Source organism: Pseudomonas syringae group sp. 26L6 (genome assembly GCF_032587815.1).
Lineage (GTDB): Bacteria > Pseudomonadota > Gammaproteobacteria > Pseudomonadales > Pseudomonadaceae > Aquipseudomonas > Aquipseudomonas amygdali.
On record NZ_JAWHPJ010000018.1, the window covers coordinates 638,916 to 655,755 of the forward strand.

A 16,840-nucleotide genomic window follows, 5' to 3' on the forward strand; every position below is an offset into this window, starting at 1 on the left:
CAAACGACAATCATGATGCCGTCGGCGTTCGGACAAAAAAAGCCCCGCGTCCTGAATGGGCGCGGGGCGGGTTTACGGCCTGTTGGCGTATCAGGCCTGAGGTTGCCAGCCGCCACCCAGTGCCTTGTAAATGGCCACGATGCCACGGTACAGCTCGATTTCTGCCTGTGCCTGAGAGTCTTCAGCGGCCAGACGCTCGCGCTCGGCATCCAGCAGGACCAGGAAGTCCGCTGTGCCTTCGCGGTACTGCACTGAAGCCAGCCTGGCTGCGGAGCGACTCGCATCGCTTTGGCGCATCAGCGAGACCAGCCGTTGCTGGCGTTTGTCATAATCGCTGAAAGCGTTCTCCGACTCTTCCAGGGCCAGCAATACCTGCTGCTCATAGTTGGCCAGCGCGCCCTCGGCATCGGCATCGGCGCTGCGAATCTGCGCCCGGACGCTGCCCAGATCGAAAGCCGCCCAGGTGATGCTGGGGCCGAGTGACCAGGCTTTGGCCGCTGACGAACCGATCTGCGACCCGCGGCCAGCGGTAAAGCCCAGGAAGCCGCTCAGACTGACCCGCGGAAACAGGTCGGCGGTCGCCACGCCGATGCGTGCGGTCGAGGCGGCCAGTTGGCGTTCGGCGGCGCGGATGTCGGGCCGATTGCGCAGCACCTGCGTTGGATCGCCAATCGGCAGAGCCTTGGCGATAGCAGGCAGTTTGCTCGGGCTCAGGTCGACGCTGAGGTTTTCCGGGCGCTCGCCCAGCAACGTGGCGATACGATTGCGTTGGCGAACCTGTTCGGCTTGCAACTGCGGCACGGTCGCTTCAACGGCTGCCAGTCGTGCCTCGGCACGCACCACGTCCAGTTCATTACCCACGCCGGCATCACGCAACTGGGTGGTCACGTCCTGAGAGCTCTGCTGGTTTTTCAGGTTGTCGCGGGCAATGGCTTCACGCAGCTGTGCGCCGCGTAGCTGTCCGTAGGCGTCGACCACCTCGGCAATCAGAGTCACCTGAAGCTGATACAGGTTGGCTTCGGCGGCTTCCTGATCGGCATCGCTGGCTTCCAGTTGGCGCTGAATACGTCCGAACAGGTCGACCTCCCAGGCCATATCCAGGCCAAGGTCATACCGCTCGCTATTGACGCGCCGCTCGGTAACACCAGGTTGCTGACCCTTGCCCAGGTCACTGCTGGCCCGGCTGGTGATCACCGGCATGGCGTCGTTGGCAACGTCATCGCGAATCGCCCGTGCGGCTTTCAGGCGGGCAAAGGCAACACGCAGATCGCGGTTGCCGTCCAGCGACCTGGCTACCAGTTTATTGAGGGTAGGGTCCTCAAACTGCTGCCACCAGACGGTGTCCACTTTGCTACGGTCATAGTTGCCCTGGGCTGCGGACGCCAGTTGTGCTGGCGCCGTAACCGGTGCCTTGTAGTCCGGGCCGACGGCGCAGGCCGCCAGCGCCATGACCAGCAGGCTCGGGAGGAAAAGTTTGAACGCGCTCATCAATGCATCTCCGCAGGCAGGTTTTGCAGTCTTTGTGCCCTGGCGGCCTTGCGGGCCTCCTGGCGTTCGACGTAATTACGGATAAGCACGTAGAATACCGGCGTCAGCAGCAGGCCGAAGAACGTGACCCCCAGCATCCCGGAGAACACGGCGACCCCCATGGCATGGCGCATTTCCGCACCTGCACCGCTGGAAAGCACCAGTGGTACCACGCCCATGATGAACGCGAAGGACGTCATCAGAATCGGACGCAGGCGCAGTCGGCATGCCTCCAGCACTGCATCCAGCGGGCTCATTCCCTCGGCCTGTTTGTCCTTGGCGAACTCGACGATCAGAATCGCGTTCTTGCACGCCAGGCCCACCAGTACGATCAGCCCGATCTGGGTGAAGATGTTGTTATCGCTACCGGCAATCATCACCCCGGCAATCGCCGAAAGCAGGGTCATTGGTACGATCAGGATCACCGCCAGTGGCAGGCTCCAGCTTTCGTACTGAGCCGCCAGTACCAAAAATGCCAGCAGAACACACAGCGGGAAGACGAACAGCGCCGTGTTGCCTGAAAGAATCTGTTGGTACGTAAGGTCAGTCCACTCGTAAACCATGCCGTTGGGCAGCTCTTCACGCAGCAGTTTCTCGACCGCCGCCTGCGCCTGACCAGAGCTGAAGCCCGGACCGGCAGCACCGTTGATTTCTGCCGTGATGAAGCCGTTGTAGTGCATTACGCGGTCGGGACCTGCGGTGTCACTGACTTTGACGAAGGTTGCCAGCGGGATCATTTCTCCCAGATTGTTGCGCACCTTAAGCTGACCGATCTGGTCGGCATCCTGACGGAACTGCTGCTCTGCCTGGACATTGACCTGATACGTGCGGCCAAAACGGTTGAAGTCGTTGGCATACAGCGAGCCCAGATAAACCTGCAGGGTGTCAAAGATGTCGCTGACCGCAACGCCATGCGTCTTGGCCTTCTCGCGGTCGATGGCGGCATCAACCTGCGGCACGTTCACGGTATAGCTGGTGAACAACCCGGCCAGTTCCGGCACGCTGCGGCTCTTGGCAATGATGTTCTGGGTTTCCTTGTACAGCTCGTCGTAACCCAGGTTGCCACGGTCCTCTATCTGCAGGCGGAAACCGCCGATGGTGCCCAGCCCCTGTACCGGAGGTGGCGGGAAGATCGCCATGTACGCTTCCTGGATCGACGCGAACTGGCCGTTCAGGGCGCCGGCAATGGCGTTGGCCGACAGGCTGGGGTCCTTGCGCTCCTCAAACGGTTTGAGGGCGACGAATACCACACCGTTGTTCGGGCTGTTGGTGAAGCCGTTGATCGACAGGCCGGGGAAGGCAATCGCGTTTTCCACGCCCGGCTGTTTAAGTGCCAGCTCGGACATGCGCTTGATGACGTCTTCGGTACGGTCGAGGCTGGCAGCGTCCGGCAGTTGGGCGAATGCCACCAGGTACTGCTTGTCCTGGCTGGGTACAAAACCGGTCGGCGTGCTGGCGAAACCCAGCCAGGTCAGGACCATCAGGCCTGCATACACCAACAGCGCGATACCACTGCTGCGAATAACCCGGGCGACGGTGCCGACGTAGCCATGGCTGGCTTTTTCGAAGAAACGGTTGAACGGGCGGAACAGCCAGCCGCCAAGGATTCTGTCGAGGAAACGCGAGAAACGATCCTTGGGCGCATCGTGGCCTTTGAGCAGTACCGCGGCCAGCGCAGGCGACAGGGTCAGCGAGTTGAAGGCCGAAATCACTGTCGAGATGGCGATGGTCAGTGCGAACTGCTTGTAGAACTGTCCGGTCAGGCCGGAAATGAACGCTGCCGGTACGAATACCGCGCACAGCACCAGCGCGGTGGCGATGATCGGTCCGGTCACTTCGGCCATCGCCTTGTGCGTGGCCTGAACCGGTTCAAGCCCCAGCTCGATGTTTCGTTCGACGTTCTCCACCACCACGATGGCGTCGTCCACCACGATGCCGATTGCCAGCACCAGCCCGAACAATGACAGCGCGTTCAGAGAGAAGCCGAACATGTGCATGACTGCAAAGGTGCCGATCAGCGACACCGGTACGGCCACCAGCGGGATGATCGAAGCGCGCCAGGTCTGCAGGAACAGGATCACCACCAGCACGACCAGAATCAGTGCTTCAAACAGGGTGTGAATCACCGCCTCGATGGAGCCGCGCACGAAGATCGTCGGGTCATAGACGATGCTGTAGTCCATGCCTTCCGGGAAGCTCTTTTTCAGCTCGGCCATTCTGGCCCGTACATCGTTGGAGATGTCGATGGCGTTGGAGCCGGGCCGCTGGAAAATAGGGATGGCCACGGCAGGCTGATTGTTCAGCAGCGAGCGCAGCGCATACTGGCTGGAGCCCAGCTCGATGCGCGCAACGTCTTTCAGGCGAGTGATTTCACCATCAGCGCCTGCACGAACCACAACGTTCTCGAACTCCTCCTCGGTGACCAGACGGCCCTGGGTGTTGATCGACATCTGAAAACTGGTGGCATTCGGCGAGGGCGGGGAGCCCAGCTGACCTGCTGCAACCTGACGGTTCTGCTCGCGAATCGCATTGACCACATCGGTGGCGGTCAGGTTGCGTGAGGCCGTCTTGTTCGGGTCCAGCCAGACCCGCAGCGAATAGTCGCCCATACCAAACAGTTGCACGTCACCGACACCACCCAGTCGCGCGAGCTCATCCTTGATGTTGAGCACGGCGTAGTTGGACAGGTACAGCATGTCGTAGCGCTGATCCGGCGAGGTCAAGTGCACAACCATGGTCAGGTCGGGGGAGGCCTTGTCCACGGTAATGCCGATGCGCGTCACTTCTTCCGGCAGCTTGGGCTCGGTACGCGTCACACGGTTCTGCACCTGCACCTGCGCGTTGTCCAGTTCAGTGCCCAGCGCAAAGGTGATGGTCAGGGTCAGCTTGCCGTCGGCAGTGGCCTGGGACGACATATAGAGCATGCCCTCCACACCGGTGATGGCCTGTTCCAGAGGAGAGGCTACGGTTTCGCCGATCACCTTGGGGTTGGCGCCGGGAAAGTTGGCGCGCACGACTACCGTGGGCGGCACTACTTCCGGGTATTCACTGATCGGCAGCTGGAACAGTGAGATAGCACCGGCGATCAGGATCAGCAGCGACAGCACTGCGGCAAAGATCGGCCGGGAAATAAAGAATTTGGAGAAGTTCATCGGACAAGTCCCTTAGCCGCGCGGTGCAGTGGCGCTGGCGATTTTGACGGCCGCTTTGGGCGCCACTTGTGGCAGGTTGCTGGCTTCAAGAGCCTGGCGTTGTTTGAGCAATGCTGCGAGGGTGTCGGCGCTGGCCATCGGTGTCACTTCAGGGTCTACAGGCTGGCCCGGACGCACGCGCTGCAAGCCTTTGACGACGATGGTGTCGTCCTTGCCCAGACCGTTGCGCACAATGCGCAGGCCTTCGATTTTCGGGCCCAGCTCGACAGCTCTGTAGGCAGGCTTGTTGTCCTTGTCCATGACCAGCACAAACTTCTTGCCCAGGTCGGTGCCCACCGCTTCGTCATTGATCAGCACCGCCGAGTAAGTGCCGCTGCCCACCAGTTTCAGACGGGCATACAGGCCGGGGGTGAAATCACCGTCGGCGTTATCGAACACCGCACGACCGCGAATGGTGCCGGTCCTGGGGTTGACCTGGTTGTCGACAAAGTTCATCTGGCCCAGGTGCGGGTTACCGGTTTCGTTGGACAGGCCCAGGTACACCGGAGTGGTCTGGCCGCGCTGGCCTTTGCGGGCCAGCTCGGTGTACTTGAGGAACACGCGTTCGTCAGCGTCGAAGTAGGCGTAGACCTTGTCGGTGGAGACCACGCTGGTCAGCGCGGTGACATCTGCGGTCACAATGTTGCCAGCGGTGATCTCTGCACGGCTGACACGACCTGTAATCGGTGCAGTAACACGGGTAAAACTGAGGTTCAGTCGAGCCAGATCCAGCTGCGCCTGAATGGCCGCGACACCGGCCTTGGCTTCCTGCGCCGAGGTGGTGCGCGAGTCGGCCAGCTCGGCGGAAATCGCGTTGTTGGTACGCAGACGCTCGCCGCGCTGGGCTTCATTGTCGCTGCGCAGTGCAACGGCACGGGCCTGCTGCAGCTGTGCCTCAAGACGACGAACTTCGGACTGGAACGGGCGCGGGTCGATCTGGAAAAGAAGGTCGCCTTTCTTGACCAGCGAACCGTCGGTGAACGCTACCTGATCGATCTGACCAGACACCCTTGGGCGAACCTCGACGGTTTCCGGCGCTTCAAGACGACCTGTGAATTCATCCCATTCGTTGATCGGCTGCTCCAGCACCTTGGCCACGCTGACCTTGGCTGCGCCAGGCGCACTGGTGGCTTCCGGCGCGCGGCCGCAAGCACTGATAACGATAAGGGCGAGGGCGGTGAGGGGGTAGCGCAGATGGCTGAGTGTCTGGTGCATGGGAAGTTCCGCCGATAGTAAGGAATGGGCGGATTCTGTTGCGCACAGGGTGTTATTAACGAATCGAATAAACCGAAGGTTACTATCACTGGCAATGATGAGTACCCATAGGTCTTCGAAAACCTGCCTCCGAGTGACCCGCAAGGTGAATGGTGGCCAGGAATTCGGGGCTGAGAATGCTCCCCTTATGGCGAGCCAAAAAGCTCATGTCATATTGCTATCTCTTCGATCAATCTTTGCAATCGCCGCCGCTATCAAGTTGTCCAGCGAACAGTCGATCCTTGAGTATTACGATAAATCCCGAGGAAAAATTTGATGAAGTCGACATGGCTGGACAATTTGAAGGTCAGCAAAAAGCTGAGTATAGGCTTCGGTCTGATACTACTGGGTGTGCTGACGGTCACCGCGATCGGCTACCTCAGCACCAACCTGCTGATCGAACGGCTGGGCAAGGCAGCCAAAGTTTCTGAAGTAAAGGCCGATGCGCTAAGCCTCAGGATCGCTGCGCAGGCCTATACTGCCAAGCCTGACGCGAGCAATTCGCAGGGCTACACGGTCGCTCTGGACAACCTGGGCAAGACCATCGAGGACGGCCTGAAGCTTCTGACTGTTCCGGCCAATGCCGATATTCTCAGAGGTATTCGTGATCAGGTGGGTGGCTTGAGACAAACGTTCAGCCAGTTGGTCGATAATAATCGGCAAATTGATCAGGCCATGCAGCCGTTGATCACCATTTCCGAGCAGGTGAGCGGAAGCTTCGAGACACTCCTGCAAAAGACCTTCGACGACGTTTCCCGCTCGCTGGATCAAAGCGGTATCGACCAGGTAAAGATTGCCGGCGACCTGCGCAATGGCATGACCAGTTTTCGCCTGGTGTTTCGCCGTTATATCAGTATCCCGACCGCTGAAAACAGGCAGATCACCTTCGATGCTGCCGACTCACTGATCGCTCAGGTGAGCAGTGCGCGCAACCAATTGCCGAACAAGGCCGGCCCGGCAGTGGATGAGGCGCTCAGGGCACTGCAACAGTACAAATCGTTGATGGTCTCCATCTCGCAGTTGATGCAACAGAGCGATCAGATTCGCGACAGCCTTCGCCAGCAGTCAATGGACATCGTCACCAGTACCGAAAAGCTGATGGCGGGCCAGGTAGTCAGTGCCAATAAAGAAAAAGACAGTGCGGTCACCCAGTTGCTCACGGTGGCGGTGATCGTATTGCTGCTGGGCATATTCGCGGCGATTCTGATTACCCGTCAGATTACTCGTCCGCTCGATTCCACGGTGATCGCTGCGCGTCGAATTGCCGACGGCGATCTGACCAATGACCTCAGCACCACTCGCCAGGATGAGCTGGGCCTGCTGCAAAACACCATGCACCAGATGACCGTATCGTTGCGCACCCTGATTGGCGGTATCAGTAATGGTGTGACACAGATCGCCACGGCGGCCGAGGAGCTTTCAGCCGTCAGCGAACAGACCAGCGCGGGCGTCACTCAGCAGAAACTGGAAGTCGATCAGGTAGCGACCGCCATGAACCAGATGGCGTCCACCGTTCAGGAAGTGGCGCAGAACACTGAAGATGCATCGCAGGCCGCCAGACAGGCCAGTGATCGTGCTGCTCATGGCAGCAGCGTGGTGCAACACGCCACGCGTGAAATCAGCCAGCTTGCCGGTGAAGTGGGGCAACTGGGCGAGGCCATGCAGCGCCTGATACAGGACAGTGACAAGATTGGCGGTGTAATCGATGTGATCAAGGCGGTCGCAGAACAAACCAACCTATTGGCCCTCAACGCGGCGATCGAAGCCGCACGTGCGGGTGAGCAGGGGCGCGGCTTTGCCGTGGTGGCCGATGAGGTGCGCTCGCTGGCTCAGCGTACACAGTCATCCACGACTGAAATCGAGGCGCTGATAAAGTCCTTGCAGGATGGCACCGGCGCGGCATCGGAGCTGATGAATGCCAGCCGTCAACGTACCGAAGGCACAGTGGCGCTGGCGCGGCAGGCCGAAGAATCGCTGCTTGAAATCACTCATTCGATTGGGACCATCGAACAGATGAGCCAACAGATTTCTGCTGCCGCTGAAGAGCAGAGCGCCGTCACCGACGAAATCAATCGCAGTGTCATCAGCGTACGGGACATCGCCGATCAGTCGGCCACGGCCACCGAACAAAGCGCGGCGTCTACCGTGGAACTGGCGCGCCTGGGCAGCAACCTGCAAGGCATGGTTGCGCGCTTCCGGATCTGATTGCAGCCACTTTCAAAAAGTCGCGAGGCCCAAAAGTCTCACCCTGCAAAAAGAGCAGCGCTGGCAATCAGCGCTGCTCCACCAACTGCAAAAACCTTCGGGTTCGCTCGTTTTGCGGATTCAGCAGAATTTCGCCCGGGGTGCCGTCTGCCACGATGCGGCCGCCCTCCATGAACAGCACTCGGTCAGCGATGTCCTGAGCGAATTTCATCTCGTGGGTAACCAGTAACATGGTCATCTGAAATTCGTGGGCAATCGAGCGAATCACCGACAGCACCTCGCCGACCAGCTCCGGGTCGAGCGCCGAGGTAACTTCATCGAACAACATGACCTGCGGGCGCATGGCCAGCGCTCTGGCAATCGCTACACGTTGTTGCTGACCACCGGAAAGCTGGCTCGGATAGGCATCGGCCTTGTGTGCAAGCCCGACCAGCCCCAGGTATTGATGCGCGCGTTCAAGGGCCTCTTCGCGAGGTAGCCTGAGTACCCGTAACGGCGCTTCGGTGACATTTTCCTGCACGGTGAGGTGCGGGAACAGGTTGAACTGCTGGAACACCATGCCAACCCGATGCTCTACCGGGGCTCTGCGTGAGCCAGGCCATTGCCATTGGACCTTGCGCGCCGGCACGGTTTTGCCAGCGACCTCAATACTGCCTTGCTGGTAGGTTTCCAGGCCCTTGATGAGGCGCAGTACGGTTGATTTTCCCGAGCCGCTGGGACCGATCAACGCGACTTTCTGGCCTTGAGGAATGCTCAGGTCGAGGTGATCGATGATCCGGTTGCGGCCGAAGTCCTTGACCACGTGTTTCAGCTGTATCTGCGCAGTGGTGACGGGTGGGATTGCGGTGTGTGCGAGATCAGACATGGCTACGCCTTTCCAGGTATTTGAACAGCAACGAGGTCGGCACACTGATCGCCAGAAACATCAGCGCCATCACTGTGTACGGTTCGTTGTAACGGTAGGTCATGCCGGCGACCTGCTTGGCAGCCTGAAACAGTTCAGGGATGGTGATCACCGCCAGCAGCGGCGTTTCCTTGAACATGCCGATCAGGTAATTGCCGAGCACCGGCAGCATGGGTTTCAACGCCTGCGGCAGGATGATGCGCCGCCAGGCGTCGCCACGATTGAAGTCAAGGGCGCGTGCGGCTTCCCACTGTCCGGCCGGGATGTCGTCAATGGCACCGCGATACGCTTCGGCAATATAGGCCGCGTAATAGCAGCCAAGACCTATCACACCGGTGGTTATTGCCGGGAAGGTGATGCCCGCCAGCGGCAGCGCGAAGAACAGCACATACAACTGGACCATCAACGGCGTATTACGGAAAAAGCTCAGGTAGCCTTTGCTCAGGCGATGCACGATGGTTATCTGCGAGCGCAATGTCAGGGCCAGGATCAGACCGAGCAACACTGCGAGCAGGAACCCCAGCACCACGACCTGCACGGTCACCAGCAGGCCTTGAAACAGCTCCGGCAGGATCGACCAGGCGAATGCGCTATCAAACTCCATCGTTCATCCCCTGGTCGTACGCCACGCGGTGGCGTGCTGCTCATAGCGCCGGACCAGCCAGCTCAGTGGCCAGGCCATCACGAAGTAGCAGACCAGCACGATGCTCCAGATCAGCGTTTGCTGGCCCAACGTGGTTATCAATTGACTGCCGGTAAAGGTCAGGTCGGTGAGGGTAATGAGGGAAACCAGCGAGGTGGTTTTCAGCAGCTCGACCAATTGGTTGCCCATCGGCGGGATCATGAAGGGCAGGGCCTGCGGCAGAATAATTCGCCGAAACGCGCTTATCGGCCCAAAGTCCAGCGCACGCACAGCATCACGTTGGCCCTGGCTGACGTTGATCAGTGCCGAGCGAATTATTTCCGCGCCATACGCCGAAAACGTCAGGCCCAGCCCCAGCACACCCGTGGTCATGGGTGACAGGCGAATGCCGAACAGCGGCAGGATGAAGAACAGATAAAACAGCAGCACCAATGCCGAGATGCCACGCAGCACTTCGACATACACCGTGGCGAACCAGCGTAACGCCCTGAATGGCGACAGGCGCATCAGGGCGATTACAAACGACAGCACCAGCACCAGCAGTTCGGCAAGCAAGGTGATCTGCAGGGTGATCCAGGCGCCGTGGGCCAGTTGTCTGGCGATGAAGCCGGCGGTTTCCAGTATTGCAGCATCAACAGGCATGGCCGTACTCGTGTGGGTCAGGGCCGTTGACTGCACGCCCTTGCGGGGCGAGGCAGGTCATGGGTTGCAGCGTTGGGCTGCGGTGATGGCCGGGTCAGCCAGCTCGTTTTCGGTGTAGCCGTATTTCTGCAGGATTTTCAGCAACTCGCCCGACGCCCGGAGTTTGGCCAGTTGCTCGTTGAAAGCTTTTTCAAAGGCCGGGTCATTCTTTGGCAGACCATAGGCGTGGTAATTCCAGCCCGGCTTGCCATTGGCGTCCGGGATCTGCTCGAAAGGCAAGGCGCGCTCGATGTCCGGGCTGTTGGCCTTCTTGATCAGGCTGATGACTTCGGCATCCGGGAAATACACCACGTCAACACGACCCGCCTGCAAAGCCGCCAATGCCTCGGTGTCCTTGTCAAACAACACCACGTTGCTGTTGGCGATACCGCTGTCCTTGGCTTCCTGAACCTGATTGCTGCCAGGTTGCGTGGCCAGCCGCGCCTTGCCGTTACTGGCAACGTCCTTGAGGCTGTGCAGGTTCAGCGGGTTGCCGGTTTTGACAATGAACGCACCGCCGGATCGCGTCACCGGATTGGAGAACGAGATCACCTTGCAACGATTCGGGTTGATGAACAGGCCTGCACCGATCAGATCGAAACGACCTGCCGCCAGACCCGGCACCAGCGAACCGAAATCGGTGATAGGCGTCTCGATCTGCTTGATACCCAGCGGTTCGAGAATCGCACGCAGTATCTCTACGTTGGCCCCGGTCGCTTTGCCATCGGTGCCGATGTAGGCATAGGGCTGTTCGTTGGCTATGCCAGCGGTCAGGCCGTCAGTGCGGCCTTTTTCCAGCAGTCCGGCCAGGGCAGGGAATGAAACGACGGCATTCAGCAACAGCGCTGAACCCATCAGGGCTGGGAACGACAGGGGGTTGATGCCTTTCATTGCGGGTGCTCGAAGTAGGGGGATAGGGGCTTCTTGCTGATGCGGCCTGAACATGCGAGTCAGATGCGCAAGGTAGCCTGGTCTTGCCTGCATCCTGCTTCGGCAACGTTTGGTGCATAAGATGAAACTCTATAGCTATTAAAAAGATAATTTAAATATCGATAAGGAATATGCATATACGCAGTCGCCGACGCCATGGACTCCAAACGTCGTGCGACCAATTGATGTAAGCCCAGGTATTTGTCAGTGCATCCCTGTTTGTAACTCCAGACGCCGGCCAGGTATCGCAGCAATCAATTCCTGGGTGTAAGCCGCTTCAGGTCTGGCAAAAACATCCTCGGCCAGACCCTGCTCGACGGTCTTGCCATGCTTGAGCACCAGAACCTGGTGGGCAACGCTGGCGACGACTGCCAGGTCGTGGGACACCAATACGTAGGCGATTCCGGATTCAGATTGCAGTTCGACCAGCAAGTCAAGAATCTGCGCCTGCACCGACACGTCCAGGGCCGAAACCGGCTCGTCGAGTAGCAGCAGATCCGGTTGCAGGGCCAGCGCTCTGGCAATCGCTACGCGCTGACGCTGGCCACCGGAAAGCTCGCGGGGCAGTCGGTCCAGATACGCCACGGGCAAGTGTACTCGCTCGATCAACTGGCGCGCGGCGTGCTCCAGTTCACGGCCTTTGAGTAGGCCGAACGAGACCAGAGGTTCGACGATGCTCTCAAATAGCGTGAAGCGTGGGTCAAGGGCCGCGAACGGGTTTTGCTGTACTAACTGGATACGCCGCCGCAGCGGTCTGAATTCGCGCCAGCCCAGGTCGGTGACATCCTGGCCGTCCAGCAAAACTCGCCCGTGCGTGGGTTTTTCCAGGCCCAGCGCAATGCGCAGCGCAGTGCTTTTGCCAGAACCGGACTCGCCGACGATGGCCAGGGTCTGGCCGGGATAAACCTTGAAGTTGACTTCCTGCAATGCCTGGAAGCCTGTGTCTTCACCTTTCACATAGGGCAGACGATAGGTCTTGCCGATGTTGCTCAGGGTCAGCAGAGGCGTGTCGCTGCTCGATACCGGGCGCACTGTTGCCGGGCTCTTGCGTTGGCCGAAAGCCGGTGCTGCCGCGATCAGTGCGCGCGTATATGTATGGCGAGGCGTGATGAGTATCTGTCGCGGCGGGCCTTGTTCGACCAGCTCGCCCTTGTTCATCACCAGCACACGGTCAGCACGATCGGCAGCCACGCCGAGATCGTGGGTAATGATCAGCAGGGAAATGCCGCGCTCGGCCACCAGGCGCTGCAGGTGATCAAGGATCTTGCGCTGCACTGTCACGTCCAGAGCGCTGGTGGGCTCATCGGCGATGATCAGGCGAGGATTGCCCGCCAACGCGATGGCGATCAGCACGCGCTGGCGCATGCCACCGGATAGCTCATGCGGGTACTGGCGGGCGCGCAATACCGGCTTGTCCAGACCGACCTGTTGCAGCAACTCCAGCACATCGGCATCCACCGCCGGGTAACGCCGGCCGTGGGCCTGAATCAATGCTTCGGCAATTTGCCGGCCGATGCGCAGGGTAGGGTTGAGGCCGACCATCGGGTCTTGCGGCACCAGACCGATCACGCTGCCGCGAACCCGACGTTTTTCTCGCTCGCAGGCGTGGCTCAGGTCGTGACCATCGACGTGCAGCTCGCCGCCTGTGATGGTCGCGTTGTCTGGCAACAGGCCGAGTATGGCGTTGGCCAGGGTCGACTTGCCGGACCCGGATTCACCGACAATTGCCACGGTTTCGCCCCTGGCCACCTGAAACGAGACGCCGCGCACGGCCTGGTTGGTCTGGCCGTCGAAGCGGTAGGCGACACTCAGATGACGAATGTCGATCAGTTGAGCGGTATCGGTCATCGTTGAGTCTCTTCCAGAGTGCGGGCGATGTGGTTGAAGCTGAACACCACGCCGACCACGAACAGGCCCGGCAACAGCGACACCCAGGGCGCGGTCATCAGGAAGTGACGACCGTTGGCGATCAGCGTGCCCCATTCGGCAGCCGGTGGTTCGGCACCGAAGCCGAGGAAACTCAGCCCGGCAGTCGCCAGAATCGCTGCACCGAAATCCAGTGTGGCAAGCACCGCCACCGGGCCCCAGGCGTTGGGCAGAATGTGGCGCAGCAGGGTTCGGGTCCAACTGGCACCGCCCAGACGCGCCGCTTCGACGTAAGGCAGGGTCTTGACCCGCAGCACTTCGGCGCGGGTTGTGCGGGCGAAGCCGGGGATGATCCCTACACCCACCGCGATGGCCACCGGAATGGTGCCGAAACCGATGGCGGTGACAATCGCCAGCGCCAGTAACAGGCCGGGCAGGGCCAGCAATACATCGATCAGGCGCATGATCACTGCATCGATGCGCCCGCCTGCAAAACCGGAAATCACCCCCAGGCTCAGACCACCGGCCATGGCGATGCCCACCGCCAGCAATGCGGCTTGTACCGACAGGCTCGATCCGTGTACCACGCGGGTGTAGAGATCACGGCCCAGTTCGTCGGTGCCGAACCAGTGCGCGGCATTTGGCGCGGTGAGCTTGTCGCTGGGCGAGGTGGCGTAAGGCGCGTAGCTGCTCAGCAGGTTGGGTGCCAGCGCGGCCAGTAATGCAAAGGCGACCATTGCCACCGCGAGCAGAAACCCCGGACGACGCAGCAGAGGCTTGGCGGCCTCTACGGCGCGACTCAGGTTGCTACGCCGCCGCCATTGCGCGGCGGGGGCGGTTTTGCCGGAAAGGCTTTGACTGGAATCAACAAGGCGGGTCAGGCGCGCAAGGCGGTTGTCGAAGATAGTCATGGCGTCAGGAGACCTTTGGCGTGTGGGCGATGCGCGGATCCAGCGCGGGGTACAGCAGGTCAACGATCAGATTGACCACGACGAAAGCAGCTGCCGAGACCGCAACGATGGCCAGCACCACCGGAATGTCCTGGCGCAGCACGGCCTCCTGGGCAAGTCGACCGACCCCTGATCGGGCAAAAATGGTTTCCACCAGCACGGCACCGGACACGGTGTTGCCCACTTGCAGACCGATCAGCGTCAACAGCGGCAAGGCAGCGTTCTTGAACGCATGGCGGGCCTGAACCTGGGCGCGAGTGAGGCCCTTGGCGTAGGCGGTAATGATGTAGGGCTCTTTCCAGACGCCCTGAAAGCCGCGTTGTAAAACCTGCGCGTACACTGCAGCACTGGGGATCGCCAGTGTGACAGCGGGCAATATCAAGCTGGAAAAGCCCTGATTGCCGGTCGCTGGAAACCAGCCAAGGCTGAATGCGAACAGCTGAATAAACAACAGGCCCATCCAGAATACCGGTACTGAAAAACCCAGCGACGGCAGCCGGGACAAGACGACCTTCAACGGCTGCCAGCGCACGTAGGCGGTGAGGTAAGCCAGTCCGACGCCACCGATCAGCGACAGAACAATGGCCAGCCCCGCCAGGCTCAGGGTTTGCGGCAAACGTTCGACCAGCAGTTCTGAAACCGGACGATTGAGTGTCAGCGAATTGCCGAAGTCACCTTGAACAGCGCCCCACAGCAGGTCGACATATTGCTCGAAGACGCCTCGGTCCAGCCCGTAATAGAGCTTGGCTTGCGCCAGGTCCTGCGCGGACAGGGAGTCGATTTCGACACCCGAGGCGCTGAGCATGATCGACAAGGTATCGCCGGGCAGCAGATACAGAATGAAGTAGGTGATGCTGTAAGCACCCCAGAGTACCAGCAGCGCCTGGGCGATCCGGCTGAGGATATAACGGCTCATGGCGCTGCGATCTCGATATCGTTGAACAGCGCAAAGCCTTCCGCCGTCCAGTGGAAGTTACGCACGTTTTTCGCCGTGGCGGCTTGCCAGACCCGCTCGTAGACCGGGAATGCCGAACCTTCATCGATCAGCAGGTCCTGCAGGTCGCCATAGGCTTTTGCGCGTTGTTCGCTGCGCGTGGCGGTCAGCCCGGCGTCAAACAGTTCCAGGGCTTTGGGCAGCGTTTGCGGTGCGTAAAGGTTGGTCGCCAATGTCGAGCTATTGGCGCTACGCGGGTCGATGATGGTCTGCAGGATGATCGGGTCGGCGCGGGTCATGTAGGTGGACGTCAGGTCATAATTGCCTGCCGCATTGGCAGCTGCCCATTCGGCGGTGGTCACCACGTTGAGCTTGAGCTCGATACCCACTTTGCGCAGCTGATCCTGAATCAGCACATCGCCAGCGGTTTCAGCGGGGGAGAGGTTGTAGGCCAGCTTCAGTCGTTTGCCGTCCTTGTACCGATAGCCGTCGGCGTTCTTCTGCCAGCCGGCTTCGTCGAGCAAGCGCTCTGCACCTTGAGGGTCGTAGGCCAGTTTTTCGGCCTGGTTCTTATAAAACGGCGTGGTGACGTCGTAGATGCCGGAGACCACCGGAAATTGCGGGTTGTAAACAGTGGCGGCGTAGGTCTTGCGGTCGATGGCTTTTTGTAGCGCCAGACGCACATTGCGGTCAGCGAGGATGCGATTGCCGCGCGTGTTGGGGTACATGTTCAGGGCCGGCCCTGGCAGCGAGCGGCTCTGGATAGTCGCGCCCCTGGATTTGAACAGGTTCAGGTCCACTTCGGAAAACGGGTTGCGTGGCCAGAGGATATCGACCTGGCCTTGAACGAACTGGCCATTGCGCACGCTCTCTTCCGGAACGTAACTGACCTCGACCGCATCCAGATGCGCCTCGCCCCTGTTCTGCGCATTGGCCGATGGCCAGGCATAGCCCTTGCGTTTGATCAGGCGCAAACCGCTTTCAGGGGTGTAGCGCTCCAGCACGAATGGCCCGGTGCCGATGATTGCACCCAGCGAGCGTTCCTTGACGCTGAGTGTGTAGGACTCCGGGGCAAGAATGGCGAGGTTGGTGGTTGAGGTGGCTTGCAGAAAGCCCGCATTTGGCGTGGCCAGCACCAGTTTGACAGTGAAATCGTCGACGACTTCGGCGTGGTCGTAACCCTTCAGGTAGGTCGCGCCAAAGGTTGCAGGCAATTGCGCGGCAAACGCTTTATTGCTGTCGTAGGCGGTCTTCACGGCCTGTGCGTCGAAACGCGTGCCGTTGCTGAACGTCACATCCTTGCGCAAGTGGAAGGTGTACTCCAGCGCGTTTTCACTGACGTCCCAGCGTTCTGCCAGCCAGGGAATGATAGTGCCGGTCTGTGGGTTCTGATCGGTCAACGACTCGGCGACATTACGCAGCACCACGCGGTGCTCCAGCCAATACACCTGGAACGGATCAAGGCTGACCAGCGTGGTGTTGTCTCTGAAGAAAGCGACTTTGAGCGTCTTGCTTGCCTGGCTGTCCTGGCCGGAGGGCGAGCAGCCGAGCAGGGTGAGGGCGGTAATGACGGCGAATAACAGGCGTGCAAGAAGAGGGCGCACGGTCATCGCGCTGTCCTCCGATATACGAATCTGTAGGCGAAAGTCGAAGGTTGAGTGCGGTGCATGGAAAAGTCCTCTTCAAGTCGAGCGCAGCGATCCGGCTGGTTTTAAGACCGTATTCTTATGTAAGGAGGCTGTAAAAGTATTTTTT

The 16,840-nt window shown here is 60.0% G+C and carries 12 protein-coding genes and 1 pseudogene; 2 read left to right on the forward strand and 11 right to left on the reverse strand.

From position 1 onward, the window contains the following. Positions 1 to 90: 90 nt before the first annotated feature. The 3 genes from RYA97_RS10480 to mexE are packed head-to-tail and all read right to left on the reverse strand — an operon-like array spanning position 91 to position 5,933. Positions 91 to 1,488, reverse strand: coding sequence for an efflux transporter outer membrane subunit (locus RYA97_RS10480; protein ID WP_005780332.1), 1,398 nt, complete (start codon positions 1,486 to 1,488; stop codon positions 91 to 93). After that, positions 1,488 to 4,679 carry an efflux RND transporter permease subunit gene (locus RYA97_RS10485; protein WP_005745134.1) on the reverse strand — a complete coding sequence of 1,064 codons (3,192 nt, stop codon included), beginning with the start codon at positions 4,677 to 4,679 and terminating at the stop codon, positions 1,488 to 1,490. The genes RYA97_RS10480 and RYA97_RS10485 overlap by 1 nt, the downstream gene beginning before the upstream one ends. A gap of 12 nt (positions 4,680 to 4,691) precedes the next feature. Next, positions 4,692 to 5,933: a multidrug efflux RND transporter periplasmic adaptor subunit MexE gene (gene mexE, locus RYA97_RS10490; protein WP_002553305.1), complete on the reverse strand. Its 1,242-nt coding sequence runs from the start codon at positions 5,931 to 5,933 to the stop codon at positions 4,692 to 4,694. A 315-nt stretch (positions 5,934 to 6,248) separates the two neighbouring features. Between mexE and RYA97_RS26485 the strand changes: the two are divergent. Next, positions 6,249 to 7,271 (forward strand): annotated as a pseudogene (locus RYA97_RS26485) (methyl-accepting chemotaxis protein); the annotation flags it as partial. Between the two features lie 201 nt (positions 7,272 to 7,472). Continuing rightward, complete coding sequence (locus RYA97_RS26490; RefSeq protein ID WP_369812055.1) at positions 7,473 to 8,177, forward strand: methyl-accepting chemotaxis protein; 705 nt, start codon at positions 7,473 to 7,475, stop codon at positions 8,175 to 8,177. Positions 8,178 to 8,244: 67 nt separating this feature from the next. Here the strand turns inward: RYA97_RS26490 and RYA97_RS10500 are convergent, their stop codons facing one another. The 8 genes from RYA97_RS10500 to RYA97_RS10535 all read right to left on the reverse strand — a co-directional run bounded on the left by RYA97_RS10500 (position 8,245) and on the right by RYA97_RS10535 (position 16,695). Further along, positions 8,245 to 9,042: an amino acid ABC transporter ATP-binding protein gene (locus tag RYA97_RS10500; protein WP_117139362.1), complete on the reverse strand. Its 798-nt coding sequence runs from the start codon at positions 9,040 to 9,042 to the stop codon at positions 8,245 to 8,247. Next, entirely contained in the window at positions 9,035 to 9,685 is a 651-nt protein-coding gene (gene ehuD, locus RYA97_RS10505; protein WP_117139361.1) for an ectoine/hydroxyectoine ABC transporter permease subunit EhuD, read from the reverse strand. Before ehuD ends, RYA97_RS10500 begins: the two co-directional genes overlap by 8 nt. Before the next feature lie 3 nt (positions 9,686 to 9,688). Beyond that, a complete protein-coding gene (gene ehuC / locus RYA97_RS10510) occupies positions 9,689 to 10,366 on the reverse strand; it encodes an ectoine/hydroxyectoine ABC transporter permease subunit EhuC (RefSeq protein ID WP_117139360.1) in 678 nt (225 codons plus the stop codon). Positions 10,367 to 10,423: 57 nt separating this feature from the next. Further along, complete coding sequence (gene ehuB, locus RYA97_RS10515) at positions 10,424 to 11,296, reverse strand: ectoine/hydroxyectoine ABC transporter substrate-binding protein EhuB (protein WP_117139359.1); 873 nt, start codon at positions 11,294 to 11,296, stop codon at positions 10,424 to 10,426. Positions 11,297 to 11,539: 243 nt separating this feature from the next. Next, positions 11,540 to 13,183, reverse strand: coding sequence for a dipeptide ABC transporter ATP-binding protein (locus tag RYA97_RS10520; protein ID WP_117139358.1), 1,644 nt, complete (start codon positions 13,181 to 13,183; stop codon positions 11,540 to 11,542). After that, positions 13,180 to 14,112: an ABC transporter permease gene (locus tag RYA97_RS10525; RefSeq protein WP_005745125.1), complete on the reverse strand. Its 933-nt coding sequence runs from the start codon at positions 14,110 to 14,112 to the stop codon at positions 13,180 to 13,182. Before RYA97_RS10525 ends, RYA97_RS10520 begins: the two co-directional genes overlap by 4 nt. 4 nt (positions 14,113 to 14,116) lie before the next feature. Beyond that, a complete protein-coding gene (locus tag RYA97_RS10530) occupies positions 14,117 to 15,067 on the reverse strand; it encodes an ABC transporter permease (protein WP_005759270.1) in 951 nt (316 codons plus the stop codon). Next, positions 15,064 to 16,695, reverse strand: a complete 1,632-nt coding sequence (locus RYA97_RS10535) for an ABC transporter substrate-binding protein (protein ID WP_117139357.1) — start codon at positions 16,693 to 16,695, stop codon at positions 15,064 to 15,066. Before RYA97_RS10535 ends, RYA97_RS10530 begins: the two co-directional genes overlap by 4 nt. Positions 16,696 to 16,840: the final 145 nt, after the last annotated feature.

Excerpts from the sequence above, each read along its gene's own strand:
- ehuD (WP_117139361.1), bottom strand. The coding sequence starts at position 9,685 with ATGGAGTTTGATAGCGCATTCGCCTGGTCGATCCTGCCGGAGCTGTTT.
- RYA97_RS10535 (WP_117139357.1), bottom strand. The coding sequence starts at position 16,695 with ATGACCGTGCGCCCTCTTCTTGCACGCCTGTTATTCGCCGTCATTACC.
- RYA97_RS10530 (WP_005759270.1), bottom strand. The coding sequence starts at position 15,067 with ATGAGCCGTTATATCCTCAGCCGGATCGCCCAGGCGCTGCTGGTACTC.
- ehuB (WP_117139359.1), bottom strand. The coding sequence starts at position 11,296 with ATGAAAGGCATCAACCCCCTGTCGTTCCCAGCCCTGATGGGTTCAGCG.
- ehuC (WP_117139360.1), bottom strand. The coding sequence starts at position 10,366 with ATGCCTGTTGATGCTGCAATACTGGAAACCGCCGGCTTCATCGCCAGA.
- RYA97_RS10525 (WP_005745125.1), bottom strand. The coding sequence starts at position 14,112 with ATGACTATCTTCGACAACCGCCTTGCGCGCCTGACCCGCCTTGTTGAT.
- RYA97_RS10500 (WP_117139362.1), bottom strand. The coding sequence starts at position 9,042 with ATGTCTGATCTCGCACACACCGCAATCCCACCCGTCACCACTGCGCAG.
- RYA97_RS10480 (WP_005780332.1), bottom strand. The coding sequence starts at position 1,488 with ATGAGCGCGTTCAAACTTTTCCTCCCGAGCCTGCTGGTCATGGCGCTG.
- RYA97_RS26490 (WP_369812055.1), top strand. The coding sequence starts at position 7,473 with ATGGCGTCCACCGTTCAGGAAGTGGCGCAGAACACTGAAGATGCATCG.
- RYA97_RS10520 (WP_117139358.1), bottom strand. The coding sequence starts at position 13,183 with ATGACCGATACCGCTCAACTGATCGACATTCGTCATCTGAGTGTCGCC.
- mexE (WP_002553305.1), bottom strand. The coding sequence starts at position 5,933 with ATGCACCAGACACTCAGCCATCTGCGCTACCCCCTCACCGCCCTCGCC.
- RYA97_RS10485 (WP_005745134.1), bottom strand. The coding sequence starts at position 4,679 with ATGAACTTCTCCAAATTCTTTATTTCCCGGCCGATCTTTGCCGCAGTG.